Annotated in this window: 25 protein-coding genes; 7 read left to right on the forward strand and 18 right to left on the reverse strand. The window is 57.1% G+C overall.

Annotation, left to right across the window (positions count from 1 at the left end; all coding sequences use genetic code 11):
• Positions 1 to 43: 43 nt before the first annotated feature.
• The 7 genes from bluB to HVA01_RS04325 form a co-directional block, all read right to left on the reverse strand.
• A complete protein-coding gene (gene bluB, locus HVA01_RS04295; RefSeq protein WP_146873295.1) occupies positions 44 to 733 on the reverse strand; it encodes a 5,6-dimethylbenzimidazole synthase in 690 nt (229 codons plus the stop codon).
• A 37-nt stretch (positions 734 to 770) separates the two neighbouring features.
• On the reverse strand, positions 771 to 1,196 hold the full coding sequence (locus HVA01_RS04300) for a GNAT family N-acetyltransferase (protein ID WP_146873296.1): 426 nt from the start codon (positions 1,194 to 1,196) through the stop codon (positions 771 to 773).
• An 80-nt stretch (positions 1,197 to 1,276) separates the two neighbouring features.
• Positions 1,277 to 2,644 (reverse strand): N-succinylarginine dihydrolase, encoded by a 1,368-nt coding sequence (gene astB / locus HVA01_RS04305; protein ID WP_146873297.1) that lies wholly within the window; start codon positions 2,642 to 2,644, stop codon positions 1,277 to 1,279.
• Entirely contained in the window at positions 2,641 to 4,113 is a 1,473-nt protein-coding gene (astD, locus tag HVA01_RS04310) for a succinylglutamate-semialdehyde dehydrogenase (RefSeq protein WP_146873298.1), read from the reverse strand. The genes astB and astD overlap by 4 nt, the downstream gene beginning before the upstream one ends.
• A gap of 22 nt (positions 4,114 to 4,135) precedes the next feature.
• The gene (gene astA / locus HVA01_RS04315; protein ID WP_146873299.1) at positions 4,136 to 5,167 is read right to left on the reverse strand and encodes an arginine N-succinyltransferase; all 1,032 of its coding nucleotides are present in this window, start codon (positions 5,165 to 5,167) and stop codon (positions 4,136 to 4,138) included.
• Positions 5,167 to 6,231 (reverse strand): arginine N-succinyltransferase, encoded by a 1,065-nt coding sequence (locus HVA01_RS04320; protein ID WP_146873300.1) that lies wholly within the window; start codon positions 6,229 to 6,231, stop codon positions 5,167 to 5,169. The genes astA and HVA01_RS04320 overlap by 1 nt, the downstream gene beginning before the upstream one ends.
• A 50-nt stretch (positions 6,232 to 6,281) precedes the next feature.
• Positions 6,282 to 7,496, reverse strand: coding sequence for an aspartate aminotransferase family protein (locus HVA01_RS04325; protein WP_146873301.1), 1,215 nt, complete (start codon positions 7,494 to 7,496; stop codon positions 6,282 to 6,284).
• Between the two features lie 301 nt (positions 7,497 to 7,797).
• Here HVA01_RS04325 and HVA01_RS04330 point away from each other — a divergent pair, with 301 nt between their 5' ends.
• The 3 genes from HVA01_RS04330 to HVA01_RS04340 all read left to right on the forward strand — a co-directional run bounded on the left by HVA01_RS04330 (position 7,798) and on the right by HVA01_RS04340 (position 10,310).
• The gene (locus tag HVA01_RS04330) at positions 7,798 to 8,838 is read left to right on the forward strand and encodes a C45 family autoproteolytic acyltransferase/hydrolase (RefSeq protein WP_146873302.1); all 1,041 of its coding nucleotides are present in this window, start codon (positions 7,798 to 7,800) and stop codon (positions 8,836 to 8,838) included.
• 94 nt (positions 8,839 to 8,932) lie between these two features.
• On the forward strand, positions 8,933 to 9,253 hold the full coding sequence (locus HVA01_RS04335; protein WP_146873303.1) for an antibiotic biosynthesis monooxygenase family protein: 321 nt from the start codon (positions 8,933 to 8,935) through the stop codon (positions 9,251 to 9,253).
• Positions 9,254 to 9,515: 262 nt separating this feature from the next.
• Positions 9,516 to 10,310 carry an SDR family NAD(P)-dependent oxidoreductase gene (locus tag HVA01_RS04340; protein WP_146873304.1) on the forward strand — a complete coding sequence of 265 codons (795 nt, stop codon included), beginning with the start codon at positions 9,516 to 9,518 and terminating at the stop codon, positions 10,308 to 10,310.
• A gap of 5 nt (positions 10,311 to 10,315) precedes the next feature.
• Here HVA01_RS04340 and HVA01_RS04345 read toward each other — a convergent pair whose 3' ends face one another.
• The 3 genes from HVA01_RS04345 to fabV all read right to left on the reverse strand — a co-directional run bounded on the left by HVA01_RS04345 (position 10,316) and on the right by fabV (position 12,927).
• Positions 10,316 to 11,293, reverse strand: coding sequence for a GlxA family transcriptional regulator (locus HVA01_RS04345; protein ID WP_174787758.1), 978 nt, complete (start codon positions 11,291 to 11,293; stop codon positions 10,316 to 10,318).
• A 170-nt stretch (positions 11,294 to 11,463) separates the two neighbouring features.
• Positions 11,464 to 11,682, reverse strand: coding sequence for a hypothetical protein (locus tag HVA01_RS04350; RefSeq protein WP_146873305.1), 219 nt, complete (start codon positions 11,680 to 11,682; stop codon positions 11,464 to 11,466).
• Between the two features lie 33 nt (positions 11,683 to 11,715).
• Positions 11,716 to 12,927 carry an enoyl-ACP reductase FabV gene (fabV, locus tag HVA01_RS04355; protein WP_146873306.1) on the reverse strand — a complete coding sequence of 404 codons (1,212 nt, stop codon included), beginning with the start codon at positions 12,925 to 12,927 and terminating at the stop codon, positions 11,716 to 11,718.
• Positions 12,928 to 13,130: 203 nt separating this feature from the next.
• On the opposite strand from fabV, the gene HVA01_RS04360 reads away from it, so the two are divergent.
• Positions 13,131 to 13,517, forward strand: a complete 387-nt coding sequence (locus tag HVA01_RS04360) for a DUF7079 family protein (RefSeq protein WP_146873307.1) — start codon at positions 13,131 to 13,133, stop codon at positions 13,515 to 13,517.
• An 18-nt stretch (positions 13,518 to 13,535) separates the two neighbouring features.
• Here HVA01_RS04360 and HVA01_RS04365 read toward each other — a convergent pair whose 3' ends face one another.
• Positions 13,536 to 14,027: a glutathione peroxidase gene (locus tag HVA01_RS04365; RefSeq protein WP_146873308.1), complete on the reverse strand. Its 492-nt coding sequence runs from the start codon at positions 14,025 to 14,027 to the stop codon at positions 13,536 to 13,538.
• 57 nt (positions 14,028 to 14,084) lie between these two features.
• Positions 14,085 to 14,702: a LysE family translocator gene (locus tag HVA01_RS04370; RefSeq protein ID WP_146873309.1), complete on the reverse strand. Its 618-nt coding sequence runs from the start codon at positions 14,700 to 14,702 to the stop codon at positions 14,085 to 14,087.
• 220 nt (positions 14,703 to 14,922) lie between these two features.
• Between HVA01_RS04370 and HVA01_RS04375 the strand changes: the two genes are divergently transcribed.
• Together HVA01_RS04375 and HVA01_RS04380 are read left to right on the forward strand one after the other, a co-directional pair.
• Positions 14,923 to 15,657 carry a YebC/PmpR family DNA-binding transcriptional regulator gene (locus tag HVA01_RS04375; RefSeq protein ID WP_146873310.1) on the forward strand — a complete coding sequence of 245 codons (735 nt, stop codon included), beginning with the start codon at positions 14,923 to 14,925 and terminating at the stop codon, positions 15,655 to 15,657.
• Between the two features lie 101 nt (positions 15,658 to 15,758).
• The gene (locus HVA01_RS04380) at positions 15,759 to 16,025 is read left to right on the forward strand and encodes a hypothetical protein (RefSeq protein WP_146873311.1); all 267 of its coding nucleotides are present in this window, start codon (positions 15,759 to 15,761) and stop codon (positions 16,023 to 16,025) included.
• A 67-nt stretch (positions 16,026 to 16,092) separates the two neighbouring features.
• Here HVA01_RS04380 and HVA01_RS04385 read toward each other — a convergent pair whose 3' ends face one another.
• The 5 genes from HVA01_RS04385 to ybaK form a co-directional block, all read right to left on the reverse strand.
• Positions 16,093 to 17,100 carry a zinc-dependent alcohol dehydrogenase family protein gene (locus tag HVA01_RS04385; protein WP_146873312.1) on the reverse strand — a complete coding sequence of 336 codons (1,008 nt, stop codon included), beginning with the start codon at positions 17,098 to 17,100 and terminating at the stop codon, positions 16,093 to 16,095.
• 44 nt (positions 17,101 to 17,144) lie between these two features.
• Positions 17,145 to 19,040: an ABC transporter ATP-binding protein gene (locus HVA01_RS04390; protein WP_146873313.1), complete on the reverse strand. Its 1,896-nt coding sequence runs from the start codon at positions 19,038 to 19,040 to the stop codon at positions 17,145 to 17,147.
• A 140-nt stretch (positions 19,041 to 19,180) separates the two neighbouring features.
• Positions 19,181 to 20,059, reverse strand: a complete 879-nt coding sequence (locus HVA01_RS04395; RefSeq protein ID WP_146873314.1) for a PA4780 family RIO1-like protein kinase — start codon at positions 20,057 to 20,059, stop codon at positions 19,181 to 19,183.
• Positions 20,060 to 20,131: 72 nt separating this feature from the next.
• Positions 20,132 to 21,529, reverse strand: coding sequence for an ATP-dependent RNA helicase DbpA (gene dbpA, locus HVA01_RS04400; RefSeq protein WP_146873315.1), 1,398 nt, complete (start codon positions 21,527 to 21,529; stop codon positions 20,132 to 20,134).
• 123 nt (positions 21,530 to 21,652) lie between these two features.
• Positions 21,653 to 22,120 (reverse strand): Cys-tRNA(Pro) deacylase, encoded by a 468-nt coding sequence (gene ybaK / locus HVA01_RS04405; RefSeq protein ID WP_146873316.1) that lies wholly within the window; start codon positions 22,118 to 22,120, stop codon positions 21,653 to 21,655.
• Positions 22,121 to 22,434: 314 nt separating this feature from the next.
• Between ybaK and HVA01_RS04410 the strand changes: the two genes are divergently transcribed.
• A complete protein-coding gene (locus tag HVA01_RS04410; protein ID WP_146873317.1) occupies positions 22,435 to 23,844 on the forward strand; it encodes a PhoH family protein in 1,410 nt (469 codons plus the stop codon).
• 42 nt (positions 23,845 to 23,886) lie between these two features.
• On the opposite strand, the gene HVA01_RS04415 is transcribed toward HVA01_RS04410, so the two are convergent.
• Positions 23,887 to 24,861, reverse strand: a complete 975-nt coding sequence (locus tag HVA01_RS04415; RefSeq protein WP_146873318.1) for a YihY/virulence factor BrkB family protein — start codon at positions 24,859 to 24,861, stop codon at positions 23,887 to 23,889.
• Positions 24,862 to 24,867 lie beyond the last annotated feature (6 nt).

Below are 24,867 nucleotides of genomic sequence, written 5' to 3' on the forward strand. Positions count from 1 at the left end.
ATTTAGCAGAAGCGAATACATTAGCGACAAATAAGGTGTAGCGCTATAGCGCGTCAAGCCAGGGAGTGGCAAACGGCTGCCCCCACTTATCGCCGTGTACCAGTTCACTTAATGGCAGGCGGGAACGCCAGCCTTTCGCTTCAAGCTCCGGCTGGTCTAAAAACTCGCTCACGTAGCCAAGGCAGAGATACGCCAGCGGATAAACGTGCTCAGGCAGGTTCAACGCTGTGCTTAGCTGCTGCTGATCGAGAATACTCACCCAGCCGACACCAACACCTTCCGCACGCGCGGCCAGCCAGAGATTTTGCACCGCTAAACACGTGCTGAAAAGGTCGATTTCTACAATGCTATTGCGCCCCAGCACATGGGGGCCGCCCCGGCTGCGGTCGCAGGTAATGCAAAGGTTCAACGGGCTTTCCATAATACCTTGCAGTTTAAGGCTGCGATAACGCTCTTTACGCTCGCCTTCAAAGCGCTCGGCGGCCTTCTGGTTCTCCTGCTCGAACATCGTCAGCACCGTTTCCCTGACGTCGCGACTTTCAATCACAATAAAATCCCAAGGCTGCATAAACCCCACCGAGGGCGCATGATGCGCGGCCTCCAACAGGCGGTTCAGCACTTCAGGGGGAATCGGGTCGGGCAGAAACTGCGAGCGCACATCGCGCCGCTCGTGTATGGCGCGGTAGAGCCCACGCCGCTCTGCATCGGAAAAACGGTGGTTCGAGGTGGTCATTGCGCTGTTCAGGCCTTTTGGCTAATCGACTTTATCGTTATAGGATACGCCGCTCCATATAGTGAGTCCCGCCTTCTGTTTTACACACGCGAAATCCCATACGTTCGTATAGCGCTATTGCTGGGTTGATACAAAACACACGCAGCCGAAGCAAGCGGATACCCGACTGTTGGGCAATTTCCTCCGTGTAGCGAATGGCCGTTGTGCCTAAGCCTTGTCGCTGCCATGTTCGATCAATCTGCAACTCTCGAATGTAGTAGGCATTTCCATCGTGATTTATACATAGCAGCCCCACTCGTGACGCGTTTATGACTAACTCGTAGCTGTCTAACTCGCCCCAGTCTTTATCGAACAAGGCGGGATTCCAGCGCATACCCAGCTGCTGATAGTAATCAGACATATTTTGACGAATTATTTTTTCCGCGAACGCCTTGTCGTTAGTAGGCCGAATAATAGGCGTCATATCTCGATTCCTGGTGCTGTTTTCACGAGTTTGTCGCAAGCAGTGCTTTGACGCTTTAGCTCCCGATCAGCCAGTCAACCCTACCCCAATTGAAACGGGTAAACCGAGCCAATTCTCAATAGCTGGGTGAGTTCATCCAGAGCAGCAAGCGATTCCTCCGCCAGCTGCGGATCAACCAGATCATCAGGCGCGAGACAGTCGCGGTAGTGACGCTCCACCCAGGCGGTTAGGTCATCATAAAGCGCATCGGTGAGCAGCACGCGGCCGGTGAGCGCGGCGCGTTCAGCCTCCGTCAGCACCACCCTCAGGCGCAGGCAAGCGGGGCCGCCGCCGTTGCGCATGCTCTGCTTAACGTCTTTGACGATCACTTCGCTAATGGGGTTATTGCCCGCCAGCAAATAGTCCTGAATAGTGCGCCATACTGCTTCGCGCTCCTGGCATTCACCGGGCACTACCAGGGTCATAGTGCCGTCCGGGTTGGAGAGCAACTGGGAGTTGAATAGATATGAGGCGACAGCATCTTCCATGCTCACCGCCTCAAGCGGCACCCGAACAGGAATAAGAGGCGTGGCCATTTTGGCGCGCAGCTCCTCGAGCGTGCCCTCTTCGTCCAGAAAAGCCATTTCGTGATAGAGCAGCACAGGACCATTGCCGACCGCGATCACATCGTTATGGAAGACGCCCGCGTCGATGGCCTCCGGATGCTGCTGGGCAAATACCGTTTGTGCATCACTTAACCCGTGCTGACGGGCTACCGCCTGGCTAGCCTCCAAGGTTTGGCGGGCAGGATAACGCTTGGGCTCACGCACCCCGCTACGCACGTCACCAAACGCCTGGCGACCATACACGAATAAATGCACACCCGGTTCGCCGTGCTCACCGCATAATCGAGTGTGGTTGGCCGCGCCTTCATCAGAAAAGGCAGGCGTCGCGGGCAGCACCGGATGGTGGGCGAAATGCTGTTCGTCGCGGAAAATTGCCTGCAGCACGCGACCGGTGGTTTGGGGCTCTAAATAGCGGTGAAAGCTCGACTGCAAATTGGCCGGGGTAAAGTGCACGCGGCCATCCTGCGCATCAATGCTGGGCGTCACGGTACCTGCGTTAGCCGTCCACATACTGGAGGCAGAGCAGACCGCCCGCAGTAGTTGCGGCGCCTCACGAGCAGCGCGGGCCAGCACGTCGCTATTGCTGCCGCTAAAGCCTAGGTCGCGCAACGCGCCGATATCTGGGCGCTGTTGGGGGGGGAGTACTCCCTGGGCGTAGCCCGCCTCCATCAAGGATTTCATTTTAAGCAGTCCCTGCAGCGCCCCTTCTTTGGGGTTGGACACCAAGCCACCGTGGCTCATGGAAGCCACGTTGCCCACCGCCAGCCCTGAGTAGTTGTGGGTCGGGCCGACCAGGCCATCGAAATTGACTTCCCGGACGCCGCCTAGTGACGCGGTACTCATAGACTGACTCCCGGCGGCAGGGTCTCGGGCATTTCCAGGCTATCGGCTTCCATGGAAGCGACCGGATAGGCACAGTAGTCCGCCGCATAGAAAGCGCTGGGACGGTGGTTGCCGCTGTCACCTACGCCACCGAAGGGCGCATCGCCGGAAGCACCGGTGGTTTGGCGGTTCCAGTTCACGATGCCCGCGCGAATTTTCAACAAAAAGTCATCCCAGTCGGCTCTATCGCCGCCAATCAGCCCGGCGGAAAGTCCATAGCGAGTGTTGTTGGCAAGGGCCAGGGCTTCATCCCAATCGCGATAGCGGTGGATTTTCAGCAACGGGCCGAAATGCTCCTCGTCAGGGACGTCCAACCCGGTTACGTCAATTAAGGCAGGGCTTAACAGGCTGGTATGCTTTTTCAGGCGCTGCATGCGATTGATTACCGTGCCGCCCATGGCTTCCAGCTCTTCTTGAGCTTTCAGCAGACCATCGGCGGCGGCCACGCTCACCAAACCGCCGTAAAACGGCGCAGGATTTTCCTCAAACTGACCCGCCACGTGCAGCTTGGCGATCGCCTCAGAAAGCGCATCAATCAAGCGGTCGCCTACCTCGCCCTGGGGTACCATCAAACGACGGGCGCAGGTGCAGCGCTGGCCGCCCGAGAGAAATGCCGACTGCAAAATAGCCAGCACCGCTGCCCGCTGGTCGTCGACCCCCTTCACCACCAGCGGGTTATTGCCGCCCAGTTCCAGCGCGAGGATTTTATCCAGTTGACCGGCAAACTGCTGGTGCAGCATACCGCCTACTTTGGCGCTGCCGGTAAACAGTAGACCATCAATATCGGGGTTGCCTGCCAGCGCCTGGCCTACTGACACACCGCCCTGCACCAGGTTGATCACTCCCGCCGGTAGTCCCGCTTCCAGCCAGCACTGCAACGTCAGGTCAGCGGTGAGTGGTGTTTGGTCGCTGGGCTTGAAGACCACCGTGTTGCCCGCCAATAGCGCGGGCACCATATGGCCGTTAGGCAGATGGCCAGGGAAGTTATAGGGGCCAAACACCGCCATGACACCATGAGGACGGTGACGCAAGACAGCATGGGTGCTTCCAACGACCTTTTCCCGCTCGCCGGTACGCTCGTTATACGCTTTTACAGAGAGCGCTACCTTGCCCACCATCGCGCCCACTTCGGTGCGCGCTTCCCACAAGGGCTTACCAGTTTCTGCAGCAATCGCCAGGGCCAGCGCTTCGCCGCGCGTTTTGAGCACCTCGGCAAATCGCTCGACCAGCGACTGGCGCTCGGCAAAAGGCTTGCGTGCCCAGCCAGGGAAAGCGCTGCGGGCAGCCTTCACTGCGGCCGTGACCTGGTCGGCGCTGGCCGTCGCGGCTTGCCATAACGGCTGGCCGGAAACAGGGTCGTGCTTGTTCAACGGCTCTGCGTCACCTGCGATCCAGGCGCCATTGATCAGTTGCTGCTGCTGGGCGTGCATAAAACTCTCCTGTAAACGTCGCCTAGGTTTCAAGTAGCCGTAGGGTATCGCCGGTGGCAACGCCTAAGCGCTGCGCTTCTTGTTCACTCAGCACGATGGTGTTGTCTTCGCTGGGCGCGCGACCGATCCAACTGGCGGTAAAGCTGAGCATGTAGGTGGTGGCCGCCAGCCAGCGGCTGACGCTCTCTTGCGGCGCGCTTGTCGAGACTTCCACCTGACAGAGCCGCGAATTGCGGATAGCCCGCACGTCATCGATGTAGGCTTCCACCGTGGGGCCACCGTCGAAAATATCGATATAGCCTTCCCAGCGTAGCCCCTCTTTTTTAAGCATCTCCAGCGCTGGGCGGGTATGCCGATGCACCTGACCAATACAGGCCCGGGCTTCTTCAGCCATAAAGGTGGTGTAAATGGGGAACTTGGGCATCAACTCGCCGATAAAGCTCTTCTGTCCCAGGCCGGTCAAGCGATCCGCCTCGTTAAAATCCATGGGAAAGAAGTGTTTTCCCAGGCTCTCCCAAAAGGGACTGGTATTGTTTTCGTCGAACACACCGCGCATTTCCGCTAACACTTTATTGGGGAAATGGTCGCGAAACTGAGCCATAAACAGCCAGCGCGCCTTGGAGAGCAGTGCGCCGTTACGCAGATGCTTATTAGCTTCACCGCGATACTCGGGGCGCAGAAAAAGCGAGCACACTTCGGCGTCGCCGGTGTGGTCGGAACTTAAAAACAGCGTATCAATGGTGCGGTGCAAATCCAGCTGTATGGAGGAGTGCGCTAAAGTGCCCAATCGGTAATTATAAAACGGCACTTCGCGGCCCACCTGCCCCTCAATGGCGCAGCACCCGGCCAGCTCGCCGCTCGCTTCATCTTCCAGCACAAAGAAGTAGAGCCGGTCATCCACCGGCGTGCGCTCTTCAAAGGCACTGGCGGCGGCTTCAATCTTACCGGCTAAAAACTCGCGGTTATCCGGCAGTGAGGTAAAGCCAACGCCCGCCTGCTGCGCAAGCGCCTGGAGCCCATCCAAATCATCGCGGGCAATGGGTCGAATGCGCATTACATTTCTCCTTCATCGAGCGCGTCTACCGCGGCGGGTAGCGTCAGCGGCGCGGCAAGCACCGCCCGCCCTTCCGTGACGCCCAACCGCTCGGCGTGCTCGGGGGAAAGCATCAGTTGCCCCGTAGGGGATAACGCATAACGCGCGACGATACAGCGGAACTCACCGAGCTTTTGATTGGCAACCAGCGCGGGTTCGGCATCGGGCAACGCGTGTTCAGGGCGAATGCGTACCGGGTGCCAGGCGGCACTGCGGAAGGTTTCCAACCGCTCGCGCTCGGCTTTGACAATCGGCCCGGCGTCGAAAATATCCACATGCCGGGAGCGCACAAAGCCCTCCGCCAGCATCTCCTCCAGCGCCTCTTCGTGGGCAGGGTGCTCCCGGCCAATCGCTGCCCGCGCCTGGGGCGTTAGCAGCGGCAAATAAAGTGGGAATTGGGGCATCACTTCAGCGATAAAGCTTTTCGAGCGCACTCCGGCAATGTGATTAATATCCTGGAAGCTGCGGGCAAAAAAGTGCCGCCCTACGCTCTCCCAGAACGGCGATTCGCCGCGGGTATCCAAATAGCCGGGAAACGCCACCGCTAAGATGCGCGAAAAGCGTTCTGGGTATTGGGCAATAAACATCAGCCGCGCCCGGCGCAAAAGGCTTTCGGCGCTGGTGCCTTTGTAGCGCGGGTTTAGCGAAAAGGCGCACAGCAGGGTGGCATCCGAGACTTCATGGGAAAGCGCTAACGTCTGCACTTCGCGGCGAACGTTCAACTGCTGGGAAGCGTGAATCAGCGTCTCTTGGCGATAGGTGTAGTAAGCCTCATTAGCGCCCGCCTGGGCGCGAATGGTGGCCGTACCGAGCACTTCCTCGCGACTGTCGTCCGCCAGCACAAACGTATAGTGCTCATCTTCTGGAAACTCAACGTCGCCGTTAAAGGCATCCTGGGAGCGCGCAATACGCTCCTGGAGCCGTTCACGATTGGCGGGCAAGTTGGTAAGTTTAGGCACCGCGTGCTCGGCTAATTGCTCCAGCGCCATAAGGTCAGCCGCTTTAACGGGTCGAACTACCAGCATTCTCGACGCCCCCTGTTGAGTTAAGACGGTAACCGCTGCGGTTTGCTCACTCATGCGGTTGCAACTAACCGCTCAATCGCGCGCTCTAGGCGGGCCATGCCCTCGGCAATATCCGCTTCAGGAATCACCAGGGAGGGCGCCATGCGCAGTACGTTCGGCCCGGCAATCAGCGCCATCAACCCCTCTTCGATAGCGAGCGGTAGAATGTCTTTGGCGCGGCCTTCATAGGCATCCGACATCTGGGCGCCTATCAGCAAGCCCATACCGCGAATCTCTTTAAACACGCCGTGCTTGCGGTTGATGGTTTCCAAGTGCTCGCGGAACAGATCATGGCGATGTTTAACGCCGGCAAGCACCTCCGGGGTATCGATAAATTCAACCGCCGCCAGCGCCACCGCAGACGCCAACGCATTGCCGCCGTAGGTGGAACCGTGGGTGCCAATCGCCAGCGATTTAGCTACCGCATCGGTCGCCAGCATGGCGCCAATAGGGAAACCGCCGCCCAGGGATTTTGCACTGGTGAGAATATCCGGCGTAATACCATAGTTCTTATAGGCGTAGAGCTCGCCGCTACGGCCCACGCCGGTTTGCACTTCGTCGAAAATCAGCAGCGCGTTGTGTTCGTCGCACAGGTCGCGCAGGCCCTGAAGGAATGCTTGCGTGCCGGGTACGATACCGCCCTCGCCCTGCATCGGTTCAACCATAATCGCGCAGGTGTCGTCGCCAACCAGCTTGCGCACGCTCTCCAGATCATTGTAATCGGCATGCAGGATGCCGCCGGGCACCGGGCCAAAGCCCTGGGAGTACTTGGGCTGACCGCCAACGCTAACGGTGAAGAAGGTGCGGCCATGGAAAGATTGATAAAACGAGATGATCTTATCTTTATGCTCACCGTGGTGATCCACCGCCCAGCGGCGCGCCAGCTTCAGCGCGGCTTCGTTGGCTTCACCGCCGGAGGAGCATAAGAACACCTTATCGGCGAAGGTGCGCTCGACCAGCGATTTGGCCAGGTTCAGCGCTGGCTCGTTGGTAAACACGTTGGAGAGATGCCAGAGCTTCTCGCCCTGCTCTTTCAGCGCATTGACCAGCACTGGGTGGCAATGGCCTAGTGAGTTCACCGCAATACCGCCGGCGAAGTCGATATATTCACGCCCTTCTTGGTCCCACAAGCGGCTACCTTCACCGCGCACCGGAATGACCTGCTGCGGGGCGTAGTTGGGCGTCATGTAGTGATCGAAATCCTGACGGCTTGGGGTATGGCTCATGGCACGCTATCTCCAATGGAGGAAAGAAGTAACAACAGTATAAGCGGCCAACCCGGTTAACCGCTTTCAGCAATGGGACGGCAAATTATGAATAGCCGCATTTAACTGGCGTACCCCCTTTTTGTAACACTCTATATCCGTCCTTGTGCACCTCACGGTATCAGTGACGTATTTAGCAACCTGCTTTTTATTGTCGGCAATCAAGGGCGAGTCAATCCGTGAGCCTGCGTAGCCAAGCACCTGCACTTCCACGCTGTTCGCGGTAGGCTTGAGTAAACCCCCTCCCCGAGGAGCACTCCGCATGCTCGACATAACCCACCTGCGCGGTAGCCGCCATGCCATTGGCGTGGCCCATGGCCAGCGCCACGCCGCACAGATTCAGCGCAGCATTGAGGTCTATGACCGGCTGTTTCAAGACTTTGTAGGCCTCGACTGGGCCGCCGCCCGGCAGGAAGCACGACGCTTTATACCGGCTATCGAACGCGCCTTCCCGGCGATCCTGAATGAGCTTGAGGGCATTGCCGAGGGCGCCGGCCTGCAGCGCGACGACATTCTCACCCTCAACTGCCGCAGCGAGATCTCGCTAACCCAAGCCAGCGGCGGCTGTTCCGCCTTCTCGCTCTACCAACAGGGTCGCCAATGGCTGGCCCAGAACTGGGACTGGCGCCTCGACCAGCTCGATAACGTGGTGGTACTGCACATAGAGAGCGACGATGCGCCGCCGCTGGTCAGCGTCGGCGAGGCCGGGATGCTGGCCAAGATCGGCCTCAACGCCCACGGCCTCGGCGTGTGTCTCAACGCCATCCGCTCGCAGACCTGCGGCGACGGCCTGCCGATCCACGTCGCCCTGCGCAAGCTTCTCGAAAGCGACGGCTTCACCAGCGCCCAGCGCATCGTCGCGGAAGACCGCGTCGCCTCGCCAGCGCACTTTCTGGTCGCCAGCGCTGCAGGCCAGGCCGCCGGCTTCGAGGTACAGCCCGGGCCGCCGGGGGTACTCGAGCCCAGCGGCGGGCGGGTGACCCATACCAACCACCTCTACGCCGCGGCCGCCACCGCCTATGTCACCGACTTCTCTAAGCCCGACTCCCATGTGCGCCTGCGCCGCCTCAATGAGCTGCTCGACCCACCGCCAGAGGCCGGCGTTAGCGCGCTGTTCGACGTACTGAGCGACCACCACAATGCGCCCATGTCGATCTGCAAGCACACCGACGTCGACCTGCCCGAGGCCGAGCGCATGGAGACCCTGTTCGCGGTGGTGATGGCCCTCGACAAGCGCACCCTACACCTGCGCTACGGCTACCCCTGCAAGGCTCGGCAGACGCTGAGCATCACGCTCGACTAACGGCGCGAGAAAAGAGGCAGCTGAATCAGGACGGTGAGCGGGCTACACTGACCCAGGATCGACAGTTTCAGCAGCAGCGACAGGGAGCAGCGCCATGAAATATATCTTCGAAGTGCATATCCGCGACGGCTACCGTGCCGAGGACTACGCCGACGCCTGGGTCCGCGCCAGCCAACTCATCCAGCAGGCGCCTGGGGCACGCGGCACCGAACTGCATCGTAAGATCGGTGACCCCAACACCCTGATCGCCATCGCCCACTGGGACAGCAAGGCCAGCCGCGACGCCATGGAAGCCCAGCCCAACCCGGAGATAAAGGAAATCATCCGCCGTGCGGCCCCCTGCTGCGAGATCCGCCTGATCGGCGAATTCGAGGAGCCTGAGTGGGTGGTGATGCCGCCGAATGCCAAGTCATAAGCAGGTGTTGGGCTAGAGATAACATTAGTATCGCTGATGTTGCTAAGCTGCCTGGGCGGCAGGGCACGGTCACAAGGCCCCTTTTTTTACTGGCTCAGCTTTACTGGCTCAGTGCTCAGCAAGCGACTGAACGCCTGGTCGATTGAAGACCGCCCTCTTGAAGAAGCCTAAAAGAGCACCATACTGATTAGCAAGCTACGCGGTTATTCGCTGCGCTGCATAGTGATGAGCACCGACACTCAGGACGAGAGGAGACCAGCATATGCAGATTAATCTAAGCGGCAAGCACGCCATTATCACCGGTTCTACAGCGGGCATTGGTTTTGCGATTGCTCAAGGGCTCGCCAGTGCAGGCGCTGATGTGGTCGTCACAGGACGTACCCAAGCGCGGGTTGACGAGGCCATCGCGGCGCTTAAAAAAGACGCCCCCAATGCCAAGGTGGAAGGCGTGGCGGCGGATCTGGGTACCGCTGAGGGTTGCCAAACCTTGATAGCGCAGCAGCCCAGTGCAGATATCCTGATCAACAACGTGGGTATTTTTGCGCCCCAGGACTTTTTCGACGTTGACGACGCCACCTGGCAACAATTTTTTGATATCAATGTGATGAGCGCCGTACGCCTTTCTCGCCATTATGCACAGGGCATGCGCGAGCGCGACTGGGGCCGTATTCAATTTATCTCCAGCGAGTCGGGCATCAATATCCCCAGCGAAATGGTCCATTACGGCATGACAAAATCGGCGCTGCTGTCGATATCGCGGGGGCTCGCCAAGGTGCTCAGCGGCACCCAGGTCACCGTGAATGCCATTCTGCCCGGGCCGACCCGTTCCGAGGGCGTACTCAATATGATTGGTGACATGGCTGAAAAAGAGGGTATTTCACAGCAGGAGGTGGAAGCCCGCTTTGTGAAGGAGAACCGCCCCTCCTCCATTATCCAGCGCTTGGCGACGCCTGAAGAAGTTGCCAACATGAGTGTGTATGCCGCGTCGCCCCAGGCCAGCGCCACCTCTGGGGCAGCGCTTCGTGTGGAAGGCGGCATCGTCGATACGTTAACCTAATCTTTCTAACCCAGGCGCTCTTCCCGCGGTGTCATACCAAAGTGGTGCCGGTAGGCAGTAGAAAAGTGGGCACCCGAGGAAAACCCTGTGGCAAAGGCGATATCGCCTACTGCCCGGTCGCTTTCCCGCAGTTGTTTGCGGGCTTCCTGTAAGCGCAAGTCTAAATAATAGCGGCTGGGCACCGCTTGCAAATACTTCTTAAATAGCCGCTCTAGCTGACGCCGGGAAATTCCCAGGTGTTCGGCCAGCTCCAGGGTTGAGAGCGGCTCCTCAATATTGGCTTCCATTAGCGTCACGGCATCCACCAGGCTTTGCGGTGCGTGGCCCAACCGGCTGCGCAGCGGCACATGTTGGCGTTCATCGGCCAAACGAATACGATCGCAAACAAACTGCTCCGACACCTGCTCAGCCAAGCGGGCACCGTGATGCTGACCAATCAGCGTAAGCATCATATCCATGCCGGCGGTGCCGCCTGCGCAGGTCAGCCTATCGCGGTCGATCTCGAACAGCTGCTGGGAAAGCGTGACTTGCGGGTACGCCTGGGCAAAGGCCTCGAAACGCTGCCAGGGGAGCGTGGCGCGGTAACCTTCCAGTAGCCCACAGCGCGCCAGCACTTCGGTGCCGCCCGCCAGTCCGCCCAGCGCCACGCCGCGGCCTTGATGACCTCGCAACCACTCGTTCAGCTTAGCGGGTAACGCATAGGGCAGCGGCGTGGGCGCGCAGACCAGCAGAAAGTCGAGTGGCCCAAGCGCGGTGCTTAGCTCGTGCTGGGCCAGCAGCGACAGCTGCGCGCTACTGCGCACCGGCTGGCTATCCATACTCAGCGTGACGGTGTGATAAAGCATTTGCCCACTCAGCTGGTTGGCCATTTGCAACGGTTCCAGCGCGCTGGCATGGGCCAGCAGCGAAAACCCCGGCAGCAGCACAAAGGCTACCCGCCTACGGCTGACGCTAACCGGCGGCACTAACAGGTTAGACTGCATGATAGGTAATTGCGCAGCATGAAAGATCGCCATCATCGGAGTGAAACGTCTATCTTACGCAATTACTTAGCTGAAGGCAGCGTTATGACCTGTGCAGCAAAAAAGTGACGCAAGAATGCAAATTGCCGGGCACAAGGCCCGGCAATTGAGAATGACACAACACATTTACTTTAGCCGCCGCTGCCACCAATACCCAGGATAAGCAGCCCAGCCACAATAATCCCAACCGCCACAACCACTAACGGGATCACTTGATGCAGCCTGTTGGGTGGCTTCTGTTTTGCCTCAGGCTGAAGGTGCGGCTGAGAAGCGTCAAAGTCCTCAGGAACCCGTTCATCCAGTAAATGCTGCTTCTCTTCTTCTCGGGTCTTACTCTCCCTGGTATCCATAAATACCTCCTGGCTATCCGGTTGCATCACACCCTATAAATTAATGACATCGAACTTCACCTCAGGGTTCACATCGGCATCGTAATCGACATCATCGCGCTCAAAGCCAAACAGCTTCAAGAATTCGTGCTTATAACCAGCATAGTCGGTAATTTCAAAAAGGTTGTCGGTGGTTACCTCTGACCATAAATCCTGGCAGGCTTGCTGAACATCGTCGCGCAGCTCCCAGTCATCCAGGCGCAGACGGCCAGCCTCGTCGGTGGCAAACTCGCCGCGCAGCCCCTGGGCCGAGTAGAGCTGCTCGCTGAACAGGCGATTCAACTGGTCAATCGTGCCTTCGTGCAGGCCCTGTTCTTTCATGATGCGATACACCATGGCGATATACAGCGGCATCACCGGAATCGCCGCGCTGGCCTGAGTGACCACCGATTTGAGCACCGCTACGTTGGCGCCACCGCCGCTGGCTTTCAGCTGGCTGTCGATAGCCGTTGCAGCGCGGTCCAGGTCTTCCTTGGCTTTACCCAGCGCACCGTGCCAGTAAATAGGCCAGGTGATTTCGGTGCCGATATAGCTAAACGCCACGCTACGCGCGCCTTTCGCCAGCACGCCCGCTTGGTCAAGCGCGTCCATCCACAGTTCCCAATCTTCGCCCCCCATCACGGTAATGGTATCGTCGATTTCCTGCTGCGTGGCAGGCTCGACTTCCACTTCGGTAATCGCGTCTTTATTGGTATCAATGGCCGTGGCGCGGTAGGTTTCACCAATTGGCTTCAGGCTTGAGCGCTTCACTTCGCCGCTATCGGGCAGCTTGCGAACGGGCGATGCCAGCGAGTAGACCACCAGGTCAATCTCGCCCATGTCCTGTTTAATCAATTCAATGGCTTTCTCGCGCGCTTCATGGGAGAAGGCATCGCCGTTAATCGACTTGCTATACAAGCCTTCTTGCTTAGCGAACTTGTCAAAAGCAGCGCTGTTGTACCAACCGGCGGTGCCGGGCTTTTTATCAGTAGCAGGCTTTTCAAAGAACACGCCCAAAGTGTCGGCACCGTAGCCAAACGCGGCGGTAATCCGTGCGGCTAGGCCATAGCCACTGGAAGCCCCAATCACCAATACCTTTTTAGGGCCTTGGCTTTTATCCAAACCCCGCGCGCGGGTTGCTTCAATTTGTTCGCGGACGTTTTGCTCACAGCCGACAGGATGCGTGGTGGTACAAATAAAGCCGCGCACTTTGGGTTTAATAATCACAGTGAACCTCGTTATCAGATAAATGTCGCTATCGACACCGTTTTGCCGTAGCAATGTCGTGACTCAGTGGGACTATTCTAGCTGTCTACGCCCGCCCTGTCCGCTCTTGAGCGATTGTCCTTTCGAGCGACTGCCCGCCCTTGAGCTAGAGGCGCTTTCACGTCACGATAGCCACTATTAACTACTTCACCAACGAGGCACACATGAATGCGCAGCAGCTAGTAGACGAACGCGGCGATCTTTGGCTAGCGTTAGCGCCGCTGTGGCTTGACCGTGAACCCAGCGAACGAGATTACGCGGGCATGGTAGAGGTAGTGCAGCGCTACGATATGACGCTTAACGAGTTGGAGTGGATGTTTCGCTTGGAGATGGCCCCAGTGATGTCGCGTCATCAGCTATCCATTGCCAGCGAATGGCGTCAATTTGACGACCGCAAACTGATGCAGCAGTTGGTTAACCACAACATGCGATTGAAGGGCTGGCGGCGCAAAAGCTGGGCGCTGTTCTCAGGCTTAACCACCATGATGGTGCGTCACCGTTGGAACGAGCTAATGAATCGCGTACTGGTCGCGCGGGGTGAGCAGGTATAAACAGCAAGGACAGCGACCTTAAGGGTAAGCTTGATCTAAGGCTTTTTCTAATGCCAAACGCAGCGGGCGCCCATGGTCCTGAGGCCCGAACCGAGCGATCACACGCCCATCACGCCCGATCAGAAATTTAGTAAAATTCCATTTTATGGTTTTAGTCCCCAGCACACCAGGCGCCTCGTTTTTAAGCCACACAAAGAGTGGATGTGCGCCCCCACCGTTGACCTTTACTTTTTCCATTAGCGGAAACGTCACGCCGAACTGAGCCTCGCCGAAAGTACAAAACGCTTGGGCGCTCTCCGGTGATTGGCGGCCAAACTGATTACACGGAAATCCAATCACGGTAAAACCACGATCACGATAGCGCTGATAGAGGGTTTCAAGCTCTTTTAACTGTGGGGTAAAGCCACACTGGCTAGCGACATTGACCACTAACAACACTTGGCCCCGCAGCGCCCGCAGGTTGAACGGCAGCCCTTGGTGGGTATAACAATCTTGGTCGTAAATCATCACTAAGCCCCACAAAAAACCTCAAACGGCATGCCTATCACCATGCCACGACTGATCTTTTTACACCAGTGGCCCGGCAACCACTCTTAGCGCCAACGCAATGAGCAGCACCCCGGTAATGCGGTTAATCCAATGGGCACGCTGTTGCAGCCAGGGTAGAATTCGTGAGTGTGACAACGCCACTGCGACCAACACGTACCAGCCCCCATCAATGATCATGGCGGTTGACACAATAATCGCTTTCGCCAGCGCGCTCATGTCTGGCGTGACAAACTGGCTCAGCAGCGCAACAAAAAAAAGAATGAGCTTAGGGTTGCCCAACGCGACCAGCACACCCTCTTTGGCTGCCTGCCCGCGGTTAGTGGCAATCACGTTGGGCGCTAAGGCGCCCGCTTTGGCTGCACGTAACGCTTGCCACCCTAGCCACGCCAAATAAGCCGCTCCACACCACGTGATTAGCTGAAACAGCAGGGGAAAACCGGCGATTAATGCGCCCAGCCCCCAAACAGTTAATAGCGCATAAAAACCCACGCCAAGGGCATGAAAGAGTGCTGCCGTCATACCGTTAAAGCGACCACCGCCGAGGGTATGACGCAATACCAGGGCCAAACTGGGCCCTGGCGACATAGCGCCCATGGCACAAATCGCGGCTAACGATAGCCACAATGAAAATGGCATAGCGGTTTCTCCCTAAGGTGTTGATAGCATACTCTGCAGGCTGGCGGCCAGTATAGCGCCAGGGACCCCGCTCTTCAGCTAGCGGCTTAAATAACGCTGTTAGCATGGTACGCTGTTGGGTAAAATTTATGCTTTTGGCGCTTTTCACTTTTTTCAAAAATACCCGCCGCTCACCGCGAGAGGCGTATAGATAACCGTATCGATAACATAGGACGGCAACATGGGTAGGGCTTTTCAGAACCGTAAGGAATCCATGGCCAAAACGGCCGATGCAAAGACCAAGGTTTATAGTAAATATGGCCGCGAGATTTACGTTTGCGCCAAAGCTGGCGGTACCGACCCCAATAGCAACTTGGCACTGCGCGGTTTAATGGAGCGGGCTAAAAAAGATCAGGTGCCTTCCCACGTCATTGATAAAGCACTCGACAAAGCCAGCGGCGCCGGTGGCGAAGATTTCTCCGCCGCCCGTTACGAAGGCTTTGGCCCCGGCAATGTAATGGTGATTGTCGACTGCCTTACTGACAACCCCAACCGCACCTTTGGTGACGTGCGCGGCTGCTTTACCAAAACCAAGAGCAAAATCGGCACCCCCGGCAGCGTTAGCCATATGTTTGACCACTGCGCCATTTTCTCCTTCGCTGGCAGCGACGAAGAGGCCGTGCTCGAAGCCTTGATGGAAGCCGATGTCGATGTCACTGACATTGAGCAAGAGGACGGCCGCATTACCGTTTTCGCCCCGCACACCGACTACGCCAAAGCCAAACAGGCGCTGTTAGACACCTTCGGTGAGATTGATTTTGAAGCGGATGAAATTCAGTTTCTGCCGCAAACCACCACCCCGGTGGAAGGCGACGATGTGGCAATGTTGGAAAAATTCCTGGGCATGCTCAATGAATTGGACGACGTCCAAAACGTTTATCACAGCGCTGAACTACCTGAGTCTAGTGAGGCTTAAACATCACGCCACGAACTTATAGTCTAAACTAGAGTCGTGCTAGACAGTAGATAACGCGTTTAAGGGATTAATCTTTATTGCACGTATCGAAGGAGAAAGCGATGAGTGTTGTTCACGTTAGCGAAGCAGAACTGCATGCCAAACTAGAAAAATGTATTGCTGGGGAGCGGTTATTGATTGAACACGAAGGCAATCGCTTTAGCGCAAGAATTCAGCACGTCGGGTTGGTGGGCGTGAAGGTGATACCTGAAACCGAGATAAAAAACAGCCGAAAAGCGCCGGGCGACATTGAAGGCATCACGGTTCCCTACGATGAAATACTGGAGCTTGAAGTGAAGGGTGTGGTTTATAGCCGCCTGACTGATTAGCTCTCTTGTACGCCTTGCAAAGCAACACAAGGCGTACACGTCAACTGACTAAATCGCGGCTAAGCGATTAAAACGTTAGGCAGATTTTACCGAAGTGCTGGCCCGACTCCTGATGGCGGAAAGCCTCGGCGATCTCGGCAAGCGGAAATTCGCGGTCAATGATCGGATGCATATCCAGCGTTTCAAGGGCGCGAATCATCTCGATCTGCTGGCGACGGCTGCCCACAATCAAGCCTTTTAGATTAGCCTGTTTGGCCATGAGCTTAGCGGTGGGTATTTCGCCTTCGCGGCCGGTTAGGATACCAATCAAGGCGATATGCCCGCCGATTTTCACCGCATCAATGGATTGTGGCAAGGTACCAGAGCCACCCACCTCAACCACATGATCAACGCCTTCGCCGTTGGTTAGCTCTTTGACGCGCTTACCCCACTCGGGCGTTTCCTTGTAGTTGATGGTGTGTTCAGCGCCCATCTCGCGCAGCCGCGCCAACTTGTCGTTAGACGATGACGTTGCAATTACGCGCGCGCCCATCAAACGCGCAAACTGCAGGGCGAAAATGGATACCCCGCCGGTGCCCAGCACCAGCACCGTTTCGCCCGCTTTAAGGCCGCCATCGACCACTAGCGCCCGCCAAGCAGTTAAGCCCGCCGTGGTTAAGGTAGCCGATTCAGCGTGGCTATAGCCCTTGGGTTGATGGGTAAACCACTCGACCGGGCGCACCACCTGCTCACGAGCGTAGCCGTCCACGCCGTCGCCTGGCGTGGTGCGAAAATCACCGACTCTGGCCGGGCCTTCTAGCCAATGCGGGAAGAAGGTCGAGACCACGTGATCGCCAACGGCGAATTCGCTCACGCCTTCACCGACCGCTTCTACCACACCCGCGCCATCGGACATGGGAATGCGGTTTTGTTCTGTCGGGATCATTCCGGCAACCACGGCGTAGTCGTGGAAATTCAAGGAACTGGCATGAAGGCGTACTTTTATTTCGCCAGGGCCGGGCTGGCCTGGAGCCGCTAGTTCAACGACGTCTAGTTTGTCTAAACCGCCGGGCTCTCGAAGCTGAATAGCTTGCATCACTACCTCCTATTGAACGCATGTCATTAAAAACGACTGGTCTATTATGAGATGAGGGCATTATCTTCAAGATCAAGGTCGTGACCTAAGAAACCACCCGACTGTCGCTGCCACAGGCTGGCATAGATTCCCCCTTGCGCCAGTAACTCCTGATGCGTACCAGTTTCCACAATACGCCCTTCGTCGACCACAACCAGTCGGTCAAGCATGGCAATGGTGGACAGGCGATGGGCAATCGCAATCACCGTTTTGCCTTCCATCAGCGTATCCAGCTGCTCTTGAATGGCGGCTTCCACTTCAGAATCCAGCGCCGAAGTGGCCTCATCCAAGACCAGAATCGGCGCATTCTTGAGCAGCACCCGAGCAATCGCAATACGCTGGCGCTGGCCGCCGGATAGCTTAACGCCCCGCTCGCCCACATGAGCGTCCAGTCCGCGGCGTCCTTTCGGGTCGACCAATTCATCGATAAAAGTATCGGCATGGGCGCGGCGCACCGCGTTCCAAACGTCCTCTTCGCTGGCATGTGGGCTGCCATAGCGAATGTTGTCGCGCAGCGAGCGGTGCAGCAGCGAGGTGTCCTGGGTCACCATGCCAATCTGATGACGCAGGGAGGTCTGCGTCACCTCGGCAACGTTCTGTCCATCAATTAGAATGCGCCCACCCTGGACGTCATAAAACCGCAGCAGCAGGTTGGCAAGGGTTGATTTACCCGCACCCGAGCGCCCTATCAACCCGATTTTCTCACCGGGGGCAATGGTTAGGTTAAAACCATCAAACACGGTTTTGTTTTCGCCCTTGGCCTGCTCGTAACCAAAGCGCATGGCGTCAAAACGAATCTCCCCTTGGGGCACACTTAGCGGCTGAGCGTTAGGGGCATCGCGAACGGTGGGTTCTTGGGCGATGGTATTCATACCGTCTTGTACGGTGCCAATATTCTCAAATAGCCCGGCAACTTCCCACAAGATCCAGTCAGACATAAAGCGGATACGCATCACCAGCGCAATGGCGATCGCCAGCACGCCAAGCGAAATCGCCTCGGTGTACCAGGCGCTGATCGCCATGGCCGCCGTGCCCACCAATAGCGCCGTGTTCAGCAGCGTCAACCCCACGCTCATGATGGTCACCAACCGCATCTGACGATGCACGGTGACCATAAAGCCTTCCATGGCGTCTTTGGCGTAGCGCTGCTCGCGCTCGGTATCGGCAAACAGCTTGATGGTTTGGATATTGCTGTAGCTATCCACCACACGGCCGGTCATTTGCGCGCGAGCGTCCGCCTGGGCCATGGAGACATCCCGCAGACGCGGCACGAAGTAGCGCATAATCGCCAAGTAGCCCACCAACCATAGCCCCAGCGGGATCAGCAGCATCAGATCCGCCCGGCCTAGCAAATAGGCCGCGCCGGTAAAATAGACGATGGCGTAGACCAGCAGATCCATCACCTTGGTGACGGTTTCGCGAATCGCCAGCGCCGTTTGCATGACTTTCTGCGATACCCGCCCAGCAAACTCATCCTGATAGAATGCCAGGCTCTGGCTCAGCATATGGCGGTGGGACAGCCAGCGGCCGATCATCGGGTAGTTACCAAAAATGCTTTGGTGGGTGACCAGTGACTGCATCAGCACTAATAGCGGTAAGCCTATCAGTAACAATAACCCCAAGCCTGACAGCCATAAGCCATTTTCTGCCCAAAAATTCGCCCGCTCCACGTTGCCCAGCCAATCTACTAACTGGCCCATATAGCTAAAAAACACCACCTCAGCCGCCGACACCAGCGCCGTGAACAGCGTCATAAGCAGCAACAGCGGCAGCATCGGACGAGAAAAATGGACAATAAACGGCATCAAGCCCTTAGGCGGTGTTTCAACGTTGCCTTCAGGGTAGGGATTGACCCGCGTTTCGAAGTAACGAAATAGCGGCTGTAAAACACGCGACAGCATATATTTTCCTTGTGAAGAACGCAGGCAGCAGTGTCTACAGAAACAGTGTCTATAAAAACAGTGTCTATAAAAACATTGTCTACAGCGCCGATACCCTGACCGAAAAGCGGAAAAGATGCGCGACAACGTAAGCTGAAACGTTAGTAAGGCTGCGGAATTTCACCATCGTCGTCGTCATCATCGCGCATACGCGCTTGGCGGTCGGCCTCTTCCTCTTTGGCATCGTCGATCACTTCCATCAACTCATCGACGTTAGCAATATGGGTATCGGCATCGAAGTGGCCGGTGAGCTTACTATCCGGATGCAGTTCACCGGTTTCATACAGTGCCCACATCTCTTTGCCGTATTCCGTAGTGAGCAGCGCTGGCGCGAACTGGCCGAAGTAGTTGCGCATGTTATTGACATCGCGATACAGCATCGCGGCGGCGCTGTTATTGCCTGCGGCATCAACCGCCTGGGGGAGATCGATAATCACCGGGCCGGAGGAGTCGACCAATACATTAAATTCCGACAGATCGCCGTGAATCAACCCCGCGCATAGCATGCGCACCACGTCCTGGATGACCTTGGCGTAGTAGGTTTCGGCCTGCTCGGGGGTAAGCGTTACCTCATCCAAACGCGGCGCCACGTTGCCTTCGGCGTCGGTGATCATTTCCATCAGCAGTACGCCATCCACAAAGCCGTGGGGTTCGGGTACCCGAACCCCAGCCGAGGCAAGGCGATAGAGCGCATCGACTTCGGCATTCAGCCACGCCTGCTCCTGCTCTTTCTGGCCGTAACGGGTTTTTTTGGCCATGGCCCGAGAACGGCGACTGTTGCGCTCTTTACGCCCCTCTTGATATTGAACCGCCTGTTTAAAGCTGCGCTGCTTAGCTTCTTTAAACACTTTGGCACAGCGCACTTCGTCACCGCAGCGCACCACGTAGACCTGCGCTTCCTTGCCACTCATCAGTTGCACCAGCACCTCGTCGATCATTCCATCATCGACCAGGGGCTGTAATCTTTTGGGGATTTTCATGGTTAGCTGCGTCGGCTCCTCTTTACGATCTTGACCATCTGACTTGACTACCTGAACTGATTGATCAGTAGCTTAATAACGGATACGGCGAACGCGGAAAGCGCGCCCTTTTAATTTATCACGCTCGAGTTTTGCCTGGGCTTGTTGAATAACACCGCGCTCGACGGCCACGTAAGCGCTACGCGCGAGTACCTTAATTTTACCTACTTGATCACCGTGCAGCCCCCCTTCACTGGTCAGCGCGCCGAGAATATCGCCCGGGCGTAGTTTATCTTTCTTGCCACCGGCCAATTGCAGCGTCGCCATCGGCGGCTCAAACGGCACCGAGTGCTGGGCTTTAGGCAACGGCTCGGTGCGAATCGGCTGTTCCAGCAAGCCTTCCAGCCGCTCCAGGCGGTAACTTTCTTTAGGTGTCACCAGCGTGCAGGCAATACCGCTGGCCCCGGCGCGCCCGGTGCGCCCCACCCGGTGCACGTGGACATCGAGCTCGCGGGCAATTTGGTAGTTAAACACCGCGTCCAGCTGGGCGATATCCAAGCCCCGCGCGGCCACATCCGTTGCCACCAAAATAGACGCACTTTGATTGGCAAACAAAATCAGGATGCGATCGCGATCTTTCTGCTCTAAATCGCCATTGAGCGCCACGGCACTGAAGCCCGCATCGGTTAGCTGCTCCGCCACGGCTTGGGTTTCGCGTTTGGTGTTGCAGAACACGACGCTAGTGGCGGGCCGATAGACCAGCAGCAGCTGGCGCAGCGCCTCGAATCGCGCCTCTTCATTGGCAACGCTATAAAAGTGCTGCTGGATAGTGCTGGCGTCGTGCACCTCGGCGACTTTGACCATCACCGGCTCCTGCATCACGCCCCGGGTCATCGCGGTTAAGCCACCTGATGCGTGCTCATCCGGGAAGGTGGCACTGAACAGCAGCGTTTGGCGATCCTCGGGCGTTTCAGCAATAATCGCATCCAGCGTGGCCTGAAAGCCCATATCCAGCATGCGGTCCGCTTCATCCAATACCAGTATCGACACCGAATCCAGGGTGAGCGAACCTTTACGCAGGTGCTCATCAATACGCCCTGGGGTGCCCACTACAATGTGCGCCCCGTGCTCTAAAGAGCCGAGCTGGGGGCCAAAGGGGGCGCCACCGCAGAGCGTCAGCACCTTTACGTTGGCCACGCCACGCGCCAAGCGGCGCAGCTCTTCAGCCACTTGGTCAGCAAGCTCCCGAGTGGGGCATAGCACCAAGCCCTGCACCGCAAAGCTGTCTATTTTCAGTTGCGCCAGCAGTGCTAAGCCAAAGGCCGCCGTTTTGCCCGAGCCGGTTTTCGCCTGCGCCAGCACATCGCGCCCGGCTAGCATCGGCGGCAGGCTTTGCGCCTGCACCGGCGTCATTTCGTGGTAGCCAAGGGATGCCAGGTTGCTCAGTAAAGCTTTTGGCAACGCTAACGAGGAGAAAGAGGAGTCAGACACGATATTACCTTGCTTGGACCGCCGTGAAGCGGCCATCAGAAATACAGCGTGCGCCGCCTGGAGGGCAGATGACGCACAAACGTTACCGCACCATACCAGAAAGTGCTTCTAACTGCGTGACTGTCACGTTGCCAGCGGTACAAAAGTCGCCTGACACAGCGTGGCAAGATCGTTTGGCGCCAGCTCAATTTCCAGCCCGCGTCGCCCGGCGCTGACATAAACCGTGGCGAAGGCGTCAGCGGAATGGTCGATAAAGGTGGTCAGTCGCTTTTTTTGGCCTAGTGGGCTGACCCCTCCCAGCACATAGCCGGAGCTTCGCTCTACCTCTTCTGGCGCCGCCATCGCGGCCTTTTTTGCCCCGGCAGCTTTGGCGATTTGTTTTAAATTTAGCTGGCCAGTGACCGGCACAATGCCTACGGCAAGCTGTTTACCATCCAGCTTCACGACCAGGGTTTTAAATATCCGCTCGGCCGTAATGCTCAACTTCTCCGCCGCCTCCAACCCGTAGGACGGCGCGCCTTCGTCGTGGGCATACTCATGAAGTTGAAAGGCAATACCTGCATGTCTTGCACTATCAATAGCCGGTGTCATGGTGTTCTCTTGGTTAACAGCGTTGAGGCAATGGGATTTAATGCGCATACAAGTTAATAACGCGACACACAAGGGGAAGTCAACTGGACGTGGCCATCAACAATAACGCCCGCTTAGCCAGCGCTTAGGGCTGACTGACACAGCGTTGAAATAATTTAAGTGGCGGAAAACGCCAAAGCCTTCCAGGCTAATAAAAACTGCCTCAAAAGGAGACGCCAGGACACGCCAAGTGAAAGACACAGGCAAGTGTCATCTGGGCGTAATACGCACCTGCCAGTGTCGAAGTTGCCGTCAACCAAGGAGTGATTCCACCGATGGTACGACTCGATAAGAAAGCCACTAGGCTGTACGTGCTGGACACTAATGTCCTCATTCATGACCCCGCTGCGCTCTACCATTTTGATGAACACGGCGTGGTAATCCCCATGACTGTTCTAGAGGAGCTGGATAAGCATAAAAACGGTATTCGTGAAATCGCCCGCACGGCCCGTCAAATCAGCCGTACGCTTTCCGACCTAACGAGCCAAGTCACCTTTGATGAAATACAGCGCGGTATCCCTATCCCTCGTATCAGCGGCGAATCAGGACGCCTACATTTTCTATGCTATAACGATTTAAAACTCTTCGACGCCCTCGACGATAGCCCTGACAACCGCATCTTGGCGGAAACCTGCCGCCTGCGCGAAGAACGCCCCGATGCCTCGGTCATTCTGGTCACCAAAGATATCAACCTGCGCGTTAAAGCCGCCGCGCTGAAAGTACCGGTTGAGGATTACCTTAACGATCGCGCCTTCTCCGATAGCGATGCCATGATTGAGGGCGCACAGGTCTACGCTAGCGCAGGCCAACATGGGGCGGCACTATGGGAAGGCCTTAACGTTGATGTCAGCGTGGAGCGTCTGGATCACCACACTTTCTACCAGCTCAACGGTACCATGCCACGCCACTGGCACGTGGGCATGCTGGTGTCGGATAGCGAAAACGGTGCAGAGTTTGAAGCGATTATTCGCGAACTGGGCCCCACTTCGGCCCGCCTTCAGCTACTCACTAACTACCGCCACCATGCCGGGGTTTGGGGGGTTCACGCCCACGACAGTCGGCAAAACTTCACCCTCAACTTGCTGATGGACGCCGAGATTGACCTGGTCACTATTGCAGGCAACGCCGGCACCGGCAAAACCTTTATGACCCTGGCCGCCGCCTTTCAACAAACGCTGGATGCCAAGCTGTTTGAACGCATTGTATTTACCCGCGCACCGATCCCCATGGGCGAAGATATCGGCTTTTTGCCCGGCACCGAAGAGGAGAAGATGTCACCGTGGATGGGCGCCTTCCACGACAATATGGACAACCTGTTGCGCAATGAGGAAGGCGATTCCAGCTGGGATAACGGCGCTACGCGGCAACTAATTGGCTCGCGGGTGCAGATACGCGCGCCAAGTTTCATGCGCGGTCGCACCTTGAACGATACCTTCTTAATCATTGATGAGGCACAAAACTTCACCCCCAAACAGCTTAAATCACTGGTTACCCGGGCGGGACGTAATACCAAGATTGTCTGTTTGGGCAACGTTGGGCAGATCGATACCGCTTACCTCACCGCCAATACCTGCGGCATGGCCGCCGTGGTTGAACGCTTTCGCGACTGGCCCCACGCGGGTCATATCACTCTGAAAAGTGTTGAGCGTTCGCGCTTGGCGCTGGCCGCGGAAGAGCTGCTATAACCCAAACACCACACCGCCCACCGTTGCCTGCGGTGGGCGGTGTTATTCACTATCTGACCCACGCCACGGCTGAGGGCTGCCGACGGTGTCCGCTGCAAACGCTTCCCGCTCGCCAAGGGGCCGAGGGTCACCCACCGTGGTATCGTTGTAGGTTTGGCGTTCCATTTCGCTGTTCACTTCGGCGCCAAACAGTACGACAAACGCCGACAGCCAAAACCATAGCATCAGCGCGACCACCGCACCCAATGACCCATAGAGCTCGCTAAACGCTGAGAAGTGGCGCACATACAGTGACAGCCCGCCGGAGCCTAACAACCACATTAGCGTCGCTAATAGCGTGCCATAGCTTAACCACCGCCACTGCGCCGAACGCCGATAAGGCGCGAAGCGATAAAGCAAGGCGATAAGCATGCTCATCAGGATCAATAACGCTGGCCAACGCAGCCACTGTAGGATTTTGTCTAACGGCGGTTCAATCATTAGGGTGTCGACCACCACCGGCACAACGGCGATAAAGGCAAGCGAGATCAGCGTCATAATAATCAAACCAAAGGTCAGCGCCACCAGCACTGCCCCGCGATGAATGACGCTGCGCTTTTCGCTTTCGCCATTCACTACGTTGAGACCAATCACCAACACCGCAACGCCCTTTGAGGCAATAAACATCGCAATCAGCAGCCCGGCTAAAGCCCCCATAAAGCTTCCCGACTCCGCGCTCTCAACCACCTGTTGCGCCTGCTGGTCAATCAGTTTGGCGGCATCCGGCGGCATAAAGCGACTAATTTCATATAGCTGCTGGCCTGCTTCAGAAGGATCAAAGAGTAGTCCCCACAGTGAAATCACCGCCGCGATGGTCGGAAACAGCGCCAGTAAGGCATAGAAAGCCACGCCTGCGGCCAGCATGGTAAGCCGGTCACGCCGGGCAGCGCGCACCACACGCCAGGCAATATCGTGCCAGCCATGTTTGGGTATGTCGCCAGGCACTTCGGCGTGGCGACCGCGAGCGATTTTACGCATCATGCT

It is taken from the genome of Halovibrio variabilis (assembly GCF_007991175.1).
Taxonomy (GTDB): Bacteria; Pseudomonadota; Gammaproteobacteria; order Pseudomonadales; family Halomonadaceae; genus Vreelandella; species Vreelandella variabilis.